Raw genomic sequence first — 15,756 nt, forward strand, 5'->3', positions numbered from 1 at the left:
AATCCGAAAGTGTCACGTTGCGGTGGTTGCTGTGCTGCGGCTGGCCTCACCACTGATACCCGGCACCGACCACGGCGCCATACGTGCCGCGCGTGTTGGTGGAAACGGCGGCCTTGTAGATCCAGCGGTTGTTTTCCGACACCGTTGAGATACCGAGCGCCTGCCCCGATTGGCCGTTGTAGACACTGCCTGCCACCGCGACCATGCTCTTGCCGGGGCCCGTGGGTTGCGGCAAGCCCGCCATTGCCATGGCCATGGCGGTACCGCCTTCAGCATCGCGCCGGTACGAATCGATGCTGTTGCGCAAGCCCGCGACCTGGTTGTCGGTGTAGTTGTTGGCTTGCGTGACGGCGTTGTTCAGCTGTGACACGTTGACGGCATCGGTGGGTGCCGTGCCGGCGGCCACGTTGATGACCTGCCGCGACAAGGTAGTGGAGCCCACCGAGACGACATCCGTGCGGCCGCCGTCATTGCTGCCTGCGCCAATGGCGGTCGACCCGCTGCCCGTGGCCACGGCGCCGGTACCAACGGCGGTGGTGTTGTTGCCGGTGGCCTGCGAGCTATTGCCCAGCGCCGTGCTGTTGCTGCCCGATGCCACCGAACCCGTGCCCCCCGCCGAAGAGTTCGGCCCCGGCGTGGTCGGCGGCGTGTTGTTGGTGGTGCCGTTGGGCGAGGTAGAGGTGAACGGGCCCCCGCTGTTGCTGATGATCGTTGAGAGCTGCTGCTGGACGGCCTGCAACTGCGACACGTTCACTGCATCCGTACCCAGGCGGCCGGCAGCCACGCCCGTGATCTGGCGGTTGCCAACGTTCAGCTCACCCGACGACGTTTGCGGCGCCGTCAGCCCGAAGGCCATGTAGTTGGTCAACGCGCCCACGGAGGTGAGCGAACCGGCGCCCAGCGCAACGCTGTTGGCAAAGGTGGCGTTGGCGCCAGAGCCCAGCGCCATTGCATCAACAGCAGTGCTCTTGGCACCCGAGCCAATGGCGATGCCGCCCGCCAACGCGGCGTTTGCGTTGGCGCCCTGCGCGATGGACTGGGCACCGTTTGCCGTCGATCCGCTGCCCAATGCAATCGCATCGGCCTGGCCGGAGGTCGATGCCTGCCCAATGGCGATACCGCCAGGCGCGGTTTGCTGGACGATCGCGCCGTTGCCGATGCCGACACCGTTGTCACCGTTGACCACCGTTGTCGGCCCAACGGCCACCGACTGCGAGCCGACCGCGAGCGAATCGGCCGCTGTCGAGTTGGCATGGAAGTACAGCGTGGGCGTGACCGCGAAGGATTGCAGCGCGCCGGTCAACTGGCGGATCGTTGCCGCATCGTGCTGGCCCGTGCCGTCGGCCACGTTGGTCAACTGGCGGTACGTATTGCCTGCGGCGCTGCCGAATGACACGGCGCCCAGCAGCGTCCCGTCGGACGTGTTGAACGGCACGGCCTGACTCCCTGCGGGAATCGACCCGATACCAGAAGCAATGGGGCGGTCAGAGATCGCGCCAGAGCCGATCGCCACACCGCCCGCCACCGACACCGTCGACAGCGAACCGAGCGCGAGCGCGTTGGCCGTTTGCGCCTGCGCGCCATTGCCCGCTGCAAGGCTCGTGGCGCCGGCTGCAACCGCCAGCGGCCCAATGGCCACGCTGTCAGTGCCGGTGGCCTGGCTGTCAGCCGCCGTTGAGTTTGCGTGGAAGTACTTGATGCCGCCGCCGTTCTGGATGTTGGTGATCGAGTTGCCCAGGTTCGTGACGTTCTGGTTGGTGGCGAAGAGCTGCGAGCCATTCACCGCATCCGTGCTGGTGGCATTCAACGCGCCCGGCGCAACGTTGGTGATGATGTTCGGGCCCGTGCCGCCGTGGTTGGCACTGAAGGCGCCCGCGCCGCCGTTGGCGGTCGGGTCCCACAGCAGCGCGTCGTTCTTCGTCTGCGTCAGCTCGGTTTGCACCGACTGCAACTGGCTCACGTTCACAGCATCAGTTGCCGCCGAGCCTGCAGCCACGTTGGTGATGCGGCGCTCGTTGCCGGCCGAACCCACCGAGACCTCGCCCACCGGCGAGGTGCCTGCCAGCGCTGCCGTGCCGGGGTTGTACGCGGCGGCGCCCAGGTTGGCGGTGGTGGTGGAATTGGCGCCGAGCGCGACGGAGTTGGCTGCCGTGGCCTGCGCGCCGTTACCCACGGCCACGCTGTTCGCGCCGCTGGCAACCGCAAGCGGCCCCACGGCCACGCTTTCCGTGCCGGTGGCCTGGCTATCCGCCGCCGTGGAATTGGCGTGGAAGTACTTGATGCCCCCGCCGTTCTGGATGTTGTTGACCGTGGTGAAGATGCCGTCCACCGCCTGATTGGTCGCAAACAACTGCGAGCCGTTGACGGCATCGGTGCTCGAATTGCTCAGGCGCCCGGCAGCGACATTGGTGATCTGACGCTCTGCGCCGAGTGCACCGACGCTGACAACGCTGGTCGGGTTGGTCCCTGCGAAATTGCGCGTGGCACCGGCGATGACAGCGCTCCCCGTCGGATTGGATGCGGCGGTAACGGAGCCGGAGCCGAGTGCCACATCTCCTGCATTGGTTGCACGTGCAGTGGCGCCGAGTGCCAGCGCGTTGGTGGCCTGTGCCTGGGCTCCGTTACCCGTCGCAACGCTGTTCGCCCCACTTGCGACCGCGAGCGGGCCGACGGCGACGCTATCCGTGCCGGTGGCTTGGCTATCCGCCGCCGTGGAATTGGCGTGGAAGTACTTGATGCCCGCGCCGCTCTGGATGTTGTTGACGGTGGTGAAGATGCCGTCCACCGCCTGATTGGTCGCGAAGAGTTGCGAGCCGTTGACCGCATCGGTGCTCGAGTTGCTGAGGCGGCCTGCGGCGACGTTGGTGATCTGACGCTCTGCGCCGAGCGCACCGACGCTCACAACGCTGGTCGGGTTCGTACCCGCAAAGTTGCGCGTGGCACCGGCAACCACCGCGCTCGCTGTCGGGTTGGATGCGGCGGTAACGGAACCGGAGCCGAGTGCAACGTCGCCGGCATTGGTGGCCCGTGCAGTCGCGCCCAGTGCAAGCGCGCTGGCGGCTTGCGCTTGCGCACCGTTGCCGGCTGCCACGCTGTTCACCCCAGTGGCGACCGCGAGCGGCCCCACGGCGACGCTGTCCGTGCCGGTGGCTTGGCTATCCGCCGCCGTGGAATTGGCGTGGAAGTACTTGATGCCCGCGCCGCTCTGGATGTTGTTGACCGTGGTGGAAACGCCATCGATGGCCTGGTTGGTCGCAAAGAGTTGCGAGCCGTTGACGGCATCGGTGCTCGAGTTGCTGAGGCGGCCGGCGGCGACGTTGGTGATCTGACGCTCTGCGCCGAGCGCACCGACACTCACGACGCTGGTCGGGGTTGCACCCGCAAAGTTGCGCGTGACACCGGCAACCACCGCGCTCCCTGTCGGGTTGGATGCGGCGGTAACGGAGCCGGAGCCCAGTGCCACATCTCCTGCATTGGTTGCACGTGCAGTGGCGCCGAGTGCCAGCGCGTTCGCGGCCTGTGCCTGGGCTCCGTTACCCGTCGCAACGCTGTTCGCCCCACTGGCGACCGCGAGCGGGCCCACGGCGACGCTGTCCGTGCCGGTGGCCTGACTATCCGCCGCTGTGGAGTTGGCGTGGAAGTACTTGATGCCGGCGCCGTTCTGGATGTTGTTGACCGTGGTGGAGACGCCATTCACCGCTTGGTTGGTCGCAAACAACTGCGAGCCGTTGACCGCGTCGGTCGAGCTGCTGCTAAGCCGTCCGGCTGCGACATTCTGGATCTGCCGCGGCGCGGCAGCCGAGCCGACACTGACGACATCGCCCGCCGCCGGCGCACCGCCCGCAAACGTATAGTTCGTCCCTGCGATCGTGGCGTTCGGCGTCTGCACCGCCGCCGACACGGTCGAGGCATTGCCGAGGACGACTGCGCCATCCAGGCCGCCGGCTACCGTCACGCCGTTGCCCACGACGAACGCGTTGTTCGCATTGATCGTGTTGTTGTTACCGAGCGAATACGAACCCGAGCCCGTGATGGTGCTGGGATCGCCGATCGCCCCAGAATTCGCCCCACTGACGACGTTGTTTGTGCCAATGCTCACGCTATTGGTGCCCGTAGCCCGCGCGCCCAGACCCATCGCAACGGCGTTCGTGCCGGAGGCCACCGCGTTGTTTCCGATGGCCGTGCCTGACACACCCGACGCCGTTGCACCGCTGCCCATGGCAGTTGCACCACTTTGTGAAGCCACCGACGCGTTGCCCACCGCCACGCCAAAACCGCCCGCGGCCGCCGACTGAACGCCGATGGCGATCGATCCGGTGGCTGATGCTTTGGCGTTCAGGCCGACCGAGGTGGTGCCGTTTGCTGTCACGCCGATGCCCGCGTTCGTGCCGATCGCGACGTTGTCGTTGCCGGATACCAAGTTACCTGCGGAAGCGGCCAGCGTACCGTCATACGTGACCGTGCCGTCGCCCGTGCCGAACGCGACGTTGCGCGTGCCGGTGACGCCAGACCCCGCGCCGCGCATCGCGCTCGCGATACCGCCGCCGACTGCGGTGTTCTGCGCGCCGCTCACGAGCGTGCCGGTGGCGATACCGACGGCGACCGAGCCGGTGTTGCCGGTAGTTGAGCCGGCGCCAGCCCCCTGACCCGCCGCAACGGTGCCGTCGCCAATGGCGAGCGCCTGCCCGCCGATTGCGAGTGCCGTGTTGCCGCTGGCTTTTGCGCCGTTACCGACTGCGGTGGCGGCGGAATTCGTCGCCTGGGCGTTTGCGCCAAGCGCGACGGCGTTGTCTGCGGTTGCCTTTGCCAAAGCCCCGACGGCGGTCGACAAGTTGCCGCTGGCAACGCTTTGGACGCCGATACCAATGCCCGCCGTGCCGCTGGCAGTGACGTCCGTACCGATACCGATCGTCGAATCGGCAGTTGCACCCGTGCCCGGGGCGGTGCGTGCCCCCACGTTGATGGAGTTGGTCCCGGAGGCAATGGATTGGAAGCCGACTGCTATTGCGTTAAGCCCAGTACTGTTGGCGCCATAACCGACGGCCGTGGCCCCGCCTTGCGTGGCGATCGACATGAAACCGACGCACGTCGTGCTGCCGCTGTAAAAATTGTACGGGGCCGTAGAGCAGTTCGCCTGCGCATATGCCTGCCCAGGAAGAACAGAACCCAGGAGCGCCACAGCGGCTGCAATCAATGTCATCGCGCCGCCGGACGTGTTCTGGCAAGCGCGCTGCACAACCGAGCCGCCCTTTCCTTTTGCCCGGTCCAGCTCCGATGCGGCCACCCAAGCGCCCAGCGCCTCATTCCAAATCGTTTTATATGATTTGTTCATATTGATTCCACCGTGCTCGCCGTGAGCTCAAGAAAAGAAATAGAAAAAAAGAGGGGCCATCGCGCGGCGCAAACCATAAGGACGAGCGCGCCCTTGGCACCCGCAAAGGCTGCGGGTTCCCGGTTGATTGGAACTGCCAGAAAATCAATGGCCGATGACCACGTGGCTTTAAAAAGGACGCAGCAACTCGCCGCCCCCCTTTGGGAGCGTCTTCAATACAACGCGAGTTGGATGTTGGTCCGCCGAGCCTAACGTTTAGCGGTCAACGGCTTGGCCTGTGAAGGGCAAAGGAAATCAGGGAGGATCAAAGGGCCATTTGATAGCGACATGAATGGCGTGGGCTGGGCATGAATCGACACATCGCAGGTGCCTTGTATTTGCCCAAACGTTTGCCCAGACCGTGTAGCTCGTCGTACTCATAGCTACCGTACCCCCGGTAGATGCGGCTTTTTTATTGACGAAGGAGCGCCAACTCAAACACACACCCATCTTGATGTGCAGGGGCTGAGCGAGCGCAGAGGGAAAACTCTAAATTCTGAACAAAAGTAGACGACTTTGTGAATTGTGTCTAGATAGTTAGGACTATAAATATCGAGGTTTTTACAATTGAAAAGGCTCAGTATGCGTATTTTGGTAAACCAAATGATTTAGATATAGCGAACGCACGGAATTGTTAACAAACGGAAATATTCCTACAGCATCGGTTGATAAATCCATACTCCGATAGGGGCCAATATCATCGATGACATTTTCAAGAACACTTTTGCGCAAAGAATAAAAAAACGGCACGCCCATACCTAGGCGTGCCGCGCTTTAATTGCGTACGAATTGGGTTAACTGGACAACCGTTCTGAGCAGTGCGTGCTCGTGCCGTTAGACGAGCGCCTTCACTACGCCGCCGGGCGCGGCACCGACGCACGAAACCGATGCGCAAGCGTGTGATAGAACGACGGCGTCAGCGCCTTGGATACCTGGCTGGACAACAACGCCACCGCCATGAGCGGCAAGACCATCTCGTGGCCGTCGATCATCTCCATCACGATCACAAACGATGTGATGGGCGACTGCGTGACCGCCGCCAGGTAGCCGACCATACAGAGCGCGGCAAGACTGGGCAGCGGTATCGCCGATGTTACGAGCGACATGACGTTGCCCAGCCCCGCCCCAATTGCCAGCGACGGCGCGAAGATGCCGCCCGGAATACCGGACAGGTACGACGCGATCAGCGCGCAGAACTTGAGCACCGCATAAAACGGTGAAAGCGCCTGATGGGTCTCCAGCAGGCCCCGAGCTTCTGCGTAACCGCTGCCGAACGTGGTGCCGCCTGAAACCAAGCCGATCAGCGCGATGGCGATACCGCACAGAAAAGCGAACCACACCGGTTGCGCTTGTCGGATATCAACCAGCCGCGCGGGCATCCAGCGCGGTATGTTGAGCAGCAGCCAGCAGAACGCGCCGCCGGCCACGCCCGAGATGACGCTCGCGGCAATCACCACAGGCACCAGCGCCAGATGAAACTGCCCAATGGCCTGGATGCGCCCGAAGTACAGGTAGTTGCCTTGCAGGCCCAGGGCGACCACGCCGGAAAAAATGATGGCCGTAATGAGCGTGCCGCTGTTACGGGCCACGAAACTGCGCGTCAGTTCTTCAATGGCAAACACGACGCCTGCCAGCGGCGTATTGAACGCAGCCGCAAGCCCGGCCGCTGCGCCCGCCAGCGCGAGTTGTCGCTCGATGTGCTTGCTGCTTCGACGATAGCCCCGCCGCATGGCGTACATGAGCGATGCCCCGATCTGCACCGTGGGCCCCTCCCGGCCGATCGTGAAGCCACAGAGGATGCCCAGGAACGAGACCACGATCTTGCCGATCATGATGCGCAGGGAGAGCAGCGCACTCGACAGCCGCCCATCCTCCAGCGTCGCTATGACCTGCGGAATGCCACTGCCTTCGGCACCGCGAAAAAACTGGCGCGTCAGCCAGATGGCAAGCGCCGCACCAACCGGTGTAATGACGATCGGCAGCCAGAACGCGTGCGACACCATGCCTCGAAAAAGCTCGAACCCTAAATCGATGATCTTGGCGTAAGCGACGGATACCAGACCCACGAGAACGGCACCAAGCCAGAAGATGCCGTAGTTTGCCCAGAGTCTCCTGGCCCGACGCGCTGACCGATCGGCGATGTGGAGAGGAGAAAACATGGTGGTTTGGGCGCTGGTCCGTGAAGCGGAGATTATAGGACCCGACGCGAGACGGCCTCCGTGCGGGTTACCGCTAACGCCCCGCAATCGACAGCAGCGAGTCGAACAAGCTGTTTGCTGCCTGCATCACCTTGGCTGATGCCTGGTAGGCCTGCTGATATCGCATCAGGTTCATTGCCTCTTCATCGAGGCTCACGCCCGACACCGATTGCTGCTGCCGCGTTGAGCCTGCCAGCAGCGCCGTCTGCGAGGTGAGGTTGCCGCTGGCCTGGTGGGTCTGCACGCCCACCTGCGTGACGAGGTTGTTCCATGCCGAGCCCATCGATGTGGTACCGCCATCGAGCAGCGTGGCATTGCGCATTTTGGCAAATGCGCTGGCGTTGCCGTTGTCGGTGCTGTTGGCAATATTGGGCGAGAGCTTGAAGGTGTCGCCGTTGGCGGGTGTGCCCGTCATCGCCATCTGCACGCCGTTGAACGCGTACGTTGCACCCTGGGCGTAGGGCGCCGTGCCGGTGTACGTAGTCGACGTGCCGTTGACGGTGACAGTCACGCTGCCCGGAAAGCCCGAGAGCGAACCGCCACCTGCCGCGTTGTAGTTGAGCGTGACGGGGGATGCGAGCGGCGCACTCGCATAGCCCGCATTCACGCCCACGGCCGTAACCGCCCCGCTGCCCTTGTTGTTGCTGCCCACGTCTGCCACCACGGGCGATGCTGCGGCAATGGCGCGCGGATCGCTCGTCAGCGTCTTCATGCTCGACGCGGCATCGGCCGTCGGGCGCACAAGGAACGAATCGCCGTTGTTCATCGTGCCGCTCAGGTTGAGCGTGACGCCATCCACGGTGGTCGGCCAGCTCGTTACCGTGACCGCGCCGCTGCCATCCGGATAGCGCGACACCGTATAAGCGCCGCCCTGGAACTTCACCTGATAGTCGTAACCCTGCCCCGCATTGGCGTTGGTGATGCTGGCGGTGAGCGCGCCGCTGCCGGTGTTGCTGGTGCTGGGTGCGACGCTGGGGCCAGCCACGGAAAACACATCTGCACCCAGCTTGCCGTTGGCGTCCATGCCAAGCCTGTTCTGTGCATTCACACTGGCCGACACGGCGGCCGCCAGACGCCCCAGGCTGTTCTGCGCAGGGATAAGCGTGTTGCGGCGAAACTCCATCAGGCCACCCAGCGCGCCGCCGCCGAGCTGGCTGTCGTCCATGCTGACCGTGCCGGCAGGGCTCTTGTAGCCCACCGACAGTTGCGTCGGGTCATACGGCGACGACACCGCCGTCAATTCGAAACTCTGGTTGCCCTGCACCAGGGCCTGCCCGTTGCCGACGTAGACGTTGTACTGGCCGTCGCCCGTCTGCACTGCACTGGCCTTGATCGACTTGTTGAGCGTCTGCACGAGCTGGTCGCGCTGGTCACGCAAGTCATTCGCCGGCTGGCCGGTGGCGCTTTCTGCCTTGGCGATCTGCTCGTTGAGTGCGGCGAGCTGTTTGGCTGCGCTGTTGACGGTGCTGATGTGCGTCTGCACCTGCGTGTTGACCTGGTTCGTCAGCGCCGTCATCTGCCCCGCCACCGCATTGAAGCGGCTTTGCAGGCCCGAGACGGCGTTCATAAAGACCTGCCGCGCGGTGGTATCCGACGGTTTGGAAGCCAAGCCATCCGCGGCGTTGAAGAAACCGGTGAGCGCTGAACTCAGCCCGCTGTTCGGGTCTGCCAGGTATTTGTCCAGGCCCGTGAGCAGGCTGCTGAGCTGGCTTGCGGCGCTGGTGGCCGCCTGGCCGTTCTGCACCTGCGTGGTCAGAAACTGGTCATAGATCCGCTTGACGGTGGCCACGTTGGCGCCCTGCCCCAGAAACCCGACGCCGGTGTGCAGCGGAATGTTCTGCGTCTGCACTGCTTCCTGGCGCGAGTACCCGGGCGTATTGGCGTTGGCGATGTTGTTGCCCGTCACCTGCAGGTGAATGCCTGCCGTGCGCAAGCCCGATGCGCCAATGTTCAGAAGAGAGGAACTCATATGTGCACCTGCATCACCTCATTACTTGAGTTGCGCGACTTTCTCCAGCATGCGGTCGGCCGTCTGCACGGCCTTGCTGTTGATCTCGTACGCGCGCTGCGTCTGGATCATCTGGATCATTTCTTCCACCACGTTCACGTTGGACGTTTCTACGTAGTTCTGATTGAGCGCGCCCACGCCGTTCGAGCCCGGGTTGGCCAGGTTGGCCGTGCCGGAGGCTTCGGTTTCCGCATACAGGTTTTCGCCCAGGCTGCGCAGGCCGGCCGGGTTGATGAAGTTGGCCAGCTGGAACGTGCCCACCTGTGTGTTGTTGACCGTGCCCGGCGTGGTGACCGTCACAACCCCGTCCTTGCCGATGGTCAGGCTGGTGGCGTTCTGCGGCACCGTCACGGCCGGCTGCACCGCATAGCCGCTGGAGGTCACAAGCTGCCCCTGGGCGTTGATCTGGAAATTGCCGTCACGCGTGTAGGCCAACGTGCCGTCGGGCATCTGCACCTGGAAGAAGCCGTTGCCGTTGATGGCCACGTCGGTGGAATTGCCAGTTTTGGTCAGGTTGCCCTGCGTGTGCAGACGCTCGGTCGTGACCACGCGTGTGCCGGTGCCGATCTGCAGGCCGGAGGGCAGCGTGGTCTGCTGCGATGACTGTGCGCCGGGCTCGCGCGCGTTCTGATACAGCAAATCTTCGAACACGGCGCGCGAACGCTTGAAGCCCGTCGTGTTGACGTTCGCCAGGTTGTTGGACACGACGTCCAGCTGTGTTTGCTGGGCGTCCATCCCGGTCTTGGAAATCCACAGGGAGCGGATCAATTGGTGGCCTCGTCAGAGTCAGAATCAGCAACGTGGGCGATCAACGCAGGCTGACCAGCGTCTGCAGGATCGTGTCCTGCGTCTTGATGGTCTGCGCGTTGGCCTGATACGAGCGTTGCGCAACGATCATGTTGACGAGCTCGGCAGACAGATCCACGTTCGACTGCTCCGCAGATTGCGATTGCAACAAGCCGAATGACCCCATGCCCGGCGTGCCGAGATTGGCCGCGCCCGAATCGACCGTCTCCACCCACTGGTTACCGCCGATGTTCTGCAGGCCGTCCGGCGCCTTGAAGTTGGCCATCGCAAACTGGCCCAGCACGGCGGTGCGGCCGTTGGAGTAGCGCGCCATCACCGTGCCGTCATTGCCCACGGCATAGCTGGCAAGGCGCCCGGTGGCGTAGCCGTCTTGCGAGACGCCCGGCGCGGTGTCGTTGTAGCCACCGCCGTATTGCGTGGTGCCGGTCATATCGATGCTGCCGATGCTCATACCGGCAAAGGCCACGTTCACTTTGGCAGGCGTGGAGGTCAACTGCCCGCTGCCGTTGAAGGTGAGCGTACTGATCGGGTTGCCGCCTGTGGGTGCCGCGCCATCCACCATGGCGTGAACGTCCCACCCCGTGGCGGTGCGCACGTAGTAATTGGTGAGCGTATGAGCTTTGCCCGTGCCGTCGTACACCTGCTGCGACACCGAGTGGTTGAACGTGGCCGAGTTGGTGGCCGAGAACGGCGTGGTGGCGGGCACCTTGGCACCCGCATCCAGATTGACGCCAAACACGGTGCTGGTGGTGGCCAGCGGCGCCAGATCGTTCACGGGAATCTGCAGGTTGACCAGCGCAGCCGTGTTGACCTTGCCCGTTGCATCCACGCCGTAGCCGGTCAGGTTCTGGCCCGTGGCGGAGACAATGTAGCCGTTCTTGTCGGTATGAAACTGGCCGTTGCGCGTGAATGAAACCTGGCCGCTGCCCGGGTCCACCATGCGGTAAAACCCCGTGCCATTGATAGCGATGTCCAGCGGATTGCCCGTCCGCGTGACATTGCCCTGGGTGAAAGACTGCGACACGCGGGTCACGTTCACGCCCTGCCCGATCTGGTTGTCCGACGCGCCCACCAGCGAGCGTGCATACACGTCGCCAAACACGGTGGTCGCTTTCTTGTAGCCGACGGTGTTGGCATTGGCGATGTTGCTGCCGATGGTGTCTAGCGATTTGGACGCGGCATTCAGGCCGCTCAGCCCTTGTTGGAATCCCATGATGTTCTCGCTTGGAAAGTTGTACCGCCGTTCTGGGGGCCAGCCAGTTGGAACGGCCAGCTTGCGTTAAAGACTTCGGAGTCGACCTCACGGCGTCGCCATCCGCTCATCGACCATGATGTTTTCGTCTTTAACCTGCGTGTTGCTTTTCCCTTGCGAACACCTTATTCGGCCTGTTTTTAAAGCGCTTTCTTACGATTCTTACGAGATTCTGATGTCGAAACTTTGAATTAAAAGGCTAAAAGCACCGCATCATTCTGAATTGAATCGAGGCGTTTCATGATGCATGGTCAGACAGGCTCGCCAAACCAGCGCATGGCGGCTTGAACCAGTTCCGCCTGGCTCACTGCACCCTCGGCCGCCCACGCGACGATGCCGTCTGGGCGCACCAGCACGGCGCTCAGGCCCTGCGCGTCGGTCGCATCGCCAGTGACATGGACGAGGCGATCATTCCACCCGTCTGCCAGCGTTTGCAGCGACGCGCCTGCGGTGAAATCCAGCAACAGGCCTCTGCCATTGCGCAGGCGCTCGCCAAGGCGGGTGCCGTCGGCAAGCGCAAAGTCGGGCGCGCTGCGGCCGGCCAGCGGGTGGCCGTCGCCCAGGTCATAACGCAGCGACAGGCCCCAGACGCGGCTTGCAAAATAGGTCGCCCCGTCGCGCGTCTCGATCAGGTCTCGGATGATCGCTGCGAGCGCGCGCGTGCTGGGGCTTGGCCGCATGAGCGCAACCTGCGCGCGCGACCAATCGAGAATCTGCGCGCCCACGGGGTGCCGTTCCAGCGTGTAGCTGTCGAGCAAACCGTCGGGCGCGTCGCCACGAATGGTGGCGGCGAGCTTCCACCCAAGATTCATGGCATCGCCCAGGCCGAGGTTCAGCCCCTGGCCACCCAGCGGTGAATGCGTGTGCGCTGCATCGCCAGCGAGCAGCACGCGCCCGTTGCGGTAGGTGGTCGCTTGAAACGCGCGGTCCGTCCAGGTGGTCACAAGCTTGAGCGCCGCGACGGTGACATCCACGCCGGAAACCCGCCGTAACACCGCTTGCACGTGTTCCAGCGTGACCGGCTGCGTGCGATGAAACGCGCCGCCATCAAAGTCGACCATGGCGATGGTGCCGGGCGGTTGGTAAGTGAACATGCCGGTCGGCGTGTAGTGACGGCCCGGTGCGAGCGTATGCGGCGCTGCCAGTTCAACTTCAGCGGAATAACCGGTGAACTCCGGGTCCGTACCGCCAAATTCGAAACCGCCCGCTTTGCGTACCGTGCTGCGGCCGCCATCGCATCCGACCAGCCAGCGTGCGCGGAAGGTCTCACTGCCCGCATGGATGGTCACAGCGTCGCCGGTCTGCTCGAAGCCGGTCACACCGGCGCCACGCCGGATCTCTGCGCCCATTGCGTTGGCGCGCGTGGCCAGCACGGATTCGATGTGTGCCATGTCGCTGGCCATATGGGTGTCGGCCGGACTTGGTAAGCGATACGGCCAGCGCGCGCTATCGATATCGATCTTGTCGTGGAAAAACTGGATGCCCGCAAAGTGGCCGCCTGGGCGACGCTGGTGTTGCATCCAATGCGCGGTCGACGCGTTGCGGCGGCTATGTGCATCTTGCGCGCGAGGCTGCGCCGCAATGTCGGCCAGCAAACCGCGACGGTAGAACGCTTCGATAGAGGGAGATGACAGCCCGCGCATCCCGAACGGGAGCTGCTTCAAGGGTGAGTGCGGGGTTTCGGCTTGCTCAAGCACCAGCACCGAGAGACGGGCGAGGCGCAGCTCGCAGGCGAGGAACAAACCAACCGGGCCGGCGCCGGCAATGACAACGTCGTAGACAGTTGTGTCGTGCATGAACGACTCCTGTGTGGTCGTTCGACCGGAGCGGCTCGTCGTGTCTCCATCTAGAACCGCACGGACGAACAATGGGCGCCGGAATGGCGTCCGATGTTCGTCGGGGGACTAGTGCACGCGGCACGGCCAGAGCTTCCGCTGCGCGCAATGTAAGTGCAGGGAAGGACTTGGGCTTACCAAACCAAGTCTGCCTTTTTCGACAAGGTCGTAATGTAGCGCTGCGGCTGGCGGGCAGCAATGGGAGGCGCGCTCGGCTGTGGCCAATTCACACAGGTGGGCGTGATAGAGTCGACCGCCATCCCGTACCTGATCGTGTAGCCCTATGTCGACATTCGCGCTTGTCCCCAAGCAAACGGCGTTGTTGGTCATGCACTACCAAACCGACATCATGGCGTTGTTTCCATCGGTCGCGCCCACGCTGCTCTCCAACACCCGCACGCTGTGCGACGCTGCGCGAGCCAAAGGCGTCAGCGTCTATTTTGCGAAGTTCCACTTCAGCCCCGGCTATCCGGAAGTCAGCCCGTTGAACAAGAACGGACAAGGCGTGAAGCAACTGGGGCTGTTCGTTGAAGACAGCATCTCGCCGGAACTCGGCCGGCAGCCCGATGAGTCGATCATCATTGCGCACCGCGCCAGCGTGTTCTACGGCACCGATCTGCAGGTGCGGCTCTCCGCGCAGGGCATCGATACCTTGATCATGGTGGGGGTTGCGTCGACGGGCGTGATGCTGTCGTCCATTGCCCACGCGAGCGATGCGGACTACCGCCTGTTCACCGTGAAGGACTGCTGCTACGACCCGGACCCGATCGTGCACGACCGTCTTTTTGCCACGGCGTTTGAATCGCGCACGACGGTGCTGTCGCTGGCAGATGCGTTGTCGCTGCTGGAGTAATCACAGCGTTTTTTAGCGAGCCTCAGGTGCTGACCACCTTGTTCTTGCCGGCGCGCTTGGCCTGATACATGCCGCGGTCGGCGCGGTGGACGGCCGCCATGGGTGGTTCGTCCTTGCCGACTTCCGCCACGCCGGCAGAGAAGGTGATGAACAGCCGCGTGTCACCCGCCGCAAAGAAGCGCTGCGTGAGCGCCCGCTGCAGACGGACGATGGTCTGCACGCCCTCTTCCAGCGGCGTGTCCGGCATCAGGATCACGAACTCCTCGCCACCAAAGCGGGCGAGCGTGTCTTGCGGGCGCATCGACTCGCGGGCCACCTGGGCCAGGTGCGACAGCGCATCGTCGCCAAAGCTGTGGCCGTGCGTGTCGTTGATCGACTTGAAGTCGTCGATGTCCAGAAACGCAATGGAGAGTGTGGTGTTCTGGCGCGCCGCCCGGGCAACTTCGCGCTCCAGCGCCTCTTCCAGACCTTTGCGGTTGAGCGCGCCGGTCAGCAGGTCGTGTCGCGCTGAAGCCGATGCCATGTCGAGCGCCTTGCGCAGTTGCGCCACCTCGGCGGCGGCCTCTTCGGCCTTCACCTTCATCGCCGACAGCACATCGCGATTGCGGGCCGACTCCACCGACATCCAGCGGGTGGCCGACAGCGCGTCCTGAATGGCCGGCGCGATCTCCGCGATGCTGTTGGCCGATTCGATCTTCTTGGCGCAGGCTTCCATCTGGCGGTGATGCTCGCCCGAGGTTTCGGCGGCGGCCGACAGGCGCTCCATGAAGGCGGCCAGCAGCCGCTTCATCTCTTCCTGGGCTTCGATCGATTTCGACTTCAGCGAGCTTTGCTTCTGGATCACCTCCATGAGGCGGCGCCGCAGGTCATCCAGCCGGCGCAGGCTCACGGGGGCTTCGCTGGCTTTCATCAGGGCTTCGATCTGGCCGCGCAGCCAGCGGTCGTCCAATGACAGCTCGCCGATGTTCTCGAACACCAGTTGCAGCAGGCCCAGCAACGCCCGACGGATCTCGCTCTGGTCTTCGGCCGCGAGCGACAGCCGGTGGTTAAACGTCGAGAGCTTGGCGGTCAGGTTGGCCAGGCTTTCGAATTCGGAGCGGCAGGCCCGGATCAGCGCCCAGGCGGCGGGGCCGATGCTGGCATCGTCCTCACCGAGCACCGGAAGGCAGCATTCCACCGTGCGCGCGAGCTGTTCGCACAACTCCCGTACCAGCGCCATCCGTTCGGCGTCCGAGGCGTCTCCGTTTGGCTTGCTGCCGGCGATCTCGTAATAGATCGAGGCAAAGTTGTCTGGCGTGGGCGCCAACCTGCGTGAGGCCAGCAGCCTGAGGGCATGCCGGGCAGTCTCCGAGGGATTGTTTTCTGTCATTCCGAACTACAGGTTGGCGAGCAGGGTTGGAGCGCGATTCTCCACGGTTCCGGCCCGACCGAA

8 protein-coding genes and 1 pseudogene are annotated in these 15,756 nt (G+C 63.8%); 1 reads left to right on the forward strand and 8 read right to left on the reverse strand.

What is annotated here, in order from left to right; translation table 11 throughout:
- Nucleotides 1–46 precede the first annotated feature (46 nt).
- The 7 genes and pseudogenes from NG898_RS23535 to NG898_RS23560 form a co-directional block, all read right to left on the reverse strand.
- Nucleotides 47–5,074, reverse strand: a complete 5,028-nt coding sequence (locus NG898_RS23535; RefSeq protein ID WP_420803719.1) for a beta strand repeat-containing protein — start codon at nt 5,072–5,074, stop codon at nt 47–49.
- 123 nt (nt 5,075–5,197) lie between these two features.
- Nucleotides 5,198–5,332 (reverse strand): annotated as a pseudogene (locus NG898_RS26270) (ESPR domain-containing protein); the annotation flags it as partial.
- Between the two features lie 890 nt (nt 5,333–6,222).
- A complete protein-coding gene (locus tag NG898_RS23540) occupies nt 6,223–7,530 on the reverse strand; it encodes a chloride channel protein (RefSeq protein WP_252694682.1) in 1,308 nt (435 codons plus the stop codon).
- 73 nt (nt 7,531–7,603) lie between these two features.
- Nucleotides 7,604–9,538: a flagellar hook-associated protein FlgK gene (gene flgK, locus NG898_RS23545; RefSeq protein WP_252694683.1), complete on the reverse strand. Its 1,935-nt coding sequence runs from the start codon at nt 9,536–9,538 to the stop codon at nt 7,604–7,606.
- A gap of 21 nt (nt 9,539–9,559) precedes the next feature.
- Complete coding sequence (gene flgG / locus NG898_RS23550) at nt 9,560–10,345, reverse strand: flagellar basal-body rod protein FlgG (protein ID WP_252694684.1); 786 nt, start codon at nt 10,343–10,345, stop codon at nt 9,560–9,562.
- 40 nt (nt 10,346–10,385) lie between these two features.
- Nucleotides 10,386–11,597 carry a flagellar hook protein FlgE gene (gene flgE / locus NG898_RS23555; protein ID WP_252694685.1) on the reverse strand — a complete coding sequence of 404 codons (1,212 nt, stop codon included), beginning with the start codon at nt 11,595–11,597 and terminating at the stop codon, nt 10,386–10,388.
- Between the two features lie 290 nt (nt 11,598–11,887).
- Nucleotides 11,888–13,432, reverse strand: coding sequence for an FAD-dependent oxidoreductase (locus tag NG898_RS23560; protein WP_252694686.1), 1,545 nt, complete (start codon nt 13,430–13,432; stop codon nt 11,888–11,890).
- A gap of 322 nt (nt 13,433–13,754) precedes the next feature.
- Here NG898_RS23560 and NG898_RS23565 point away from each other — a divergent pair, with 322 nt between their 5' ends.
- The gene (locus NG898_RS23565) at nt 13,755–14,324 is read left to right on the forward strand and encodes a cysteine hydrolase family protein (RefSeq protein WP_252694687.1); all 570 of its coding nucleotides are present in this window, start codon (nt 13,755–13,757) and stop codon (nt 14,322–14,324) included.
- 22 nt (nt 14,325–14,346) lie between these two features.
- Here NG898_RS23565 and NG898_RS23570 read toward each other — a convergent pair whose 3' ends face one another.
- A complete protein-coding gene (locus NG898_RS23570; protein WP_252694688.1) occupies nt 14,347–15,693 on the reverse strand; it encodes a GGDEF domain-containing protein in 1,347 nt (448 codons plus the stop codon).
- Nucleotides 15,694–15,756: the final 63 nt, after the last annotated feature.

It is taken from the genome of Ralstonia mojiangensis, from assembly GCF_023955645.1.
Classification (GTDB): Bacteria; Pseudomonadota; Gammaproteobacteria; order Burkholderiales; family Burkholderiaceae; genus Ralstonia; species Ralstonia mojiangensis.

Coding starts and splice junctions, on each gene's coding strand:
- NG898_RS23535 (WP_420803719.1), bottom strand. CDS start 5,074: ATGTCGATCGCCACGCAAGGCGGGGCCACGGCCGTCGGTTATGGCGCC.
- NG898_RS23540 (WP_252694682.1), bottom strand. CDS start 7,530: ATGTTTTCTCCTCTCCACATCGCCGATCGGTCAGCGCGTCGGGCCAGG.
- flgK (WP_252694683.1), bottom strand. CDS start 9,538: ATGAGTTCCTCTCTTCTGAACATTGGCGCATCGGGCTTGCGCACGGCA.
- flgE (WP_252694685.1), bottom strand. CDS start 11,597: ATGGGATTCCAACAAGGGCTGAGCGGCCTGAATGCCGCGTCCAAATCG.
- NG898_RS23560 (WP_252694686.1), bottom strand. CDS start 13,432: ATGCACGACACAACTGTCTACGACGTTGTCATTGCCGGCGCCGGCCCG.
- NG898_RS23565 (WP_252694687.1), top strand. CDS start 13,755: ATGTCGACATTCGCGCTTGTCCCCAAGCAAACGGCGTTGTTGGTCATG.
- NG898_RS23570 (WP_252694688.1), bottom strand. CDS start 15,693: ATGACAGAAAACAATCCCTCGGAGACTGCCCGGCATGCCCTCAGGCTG.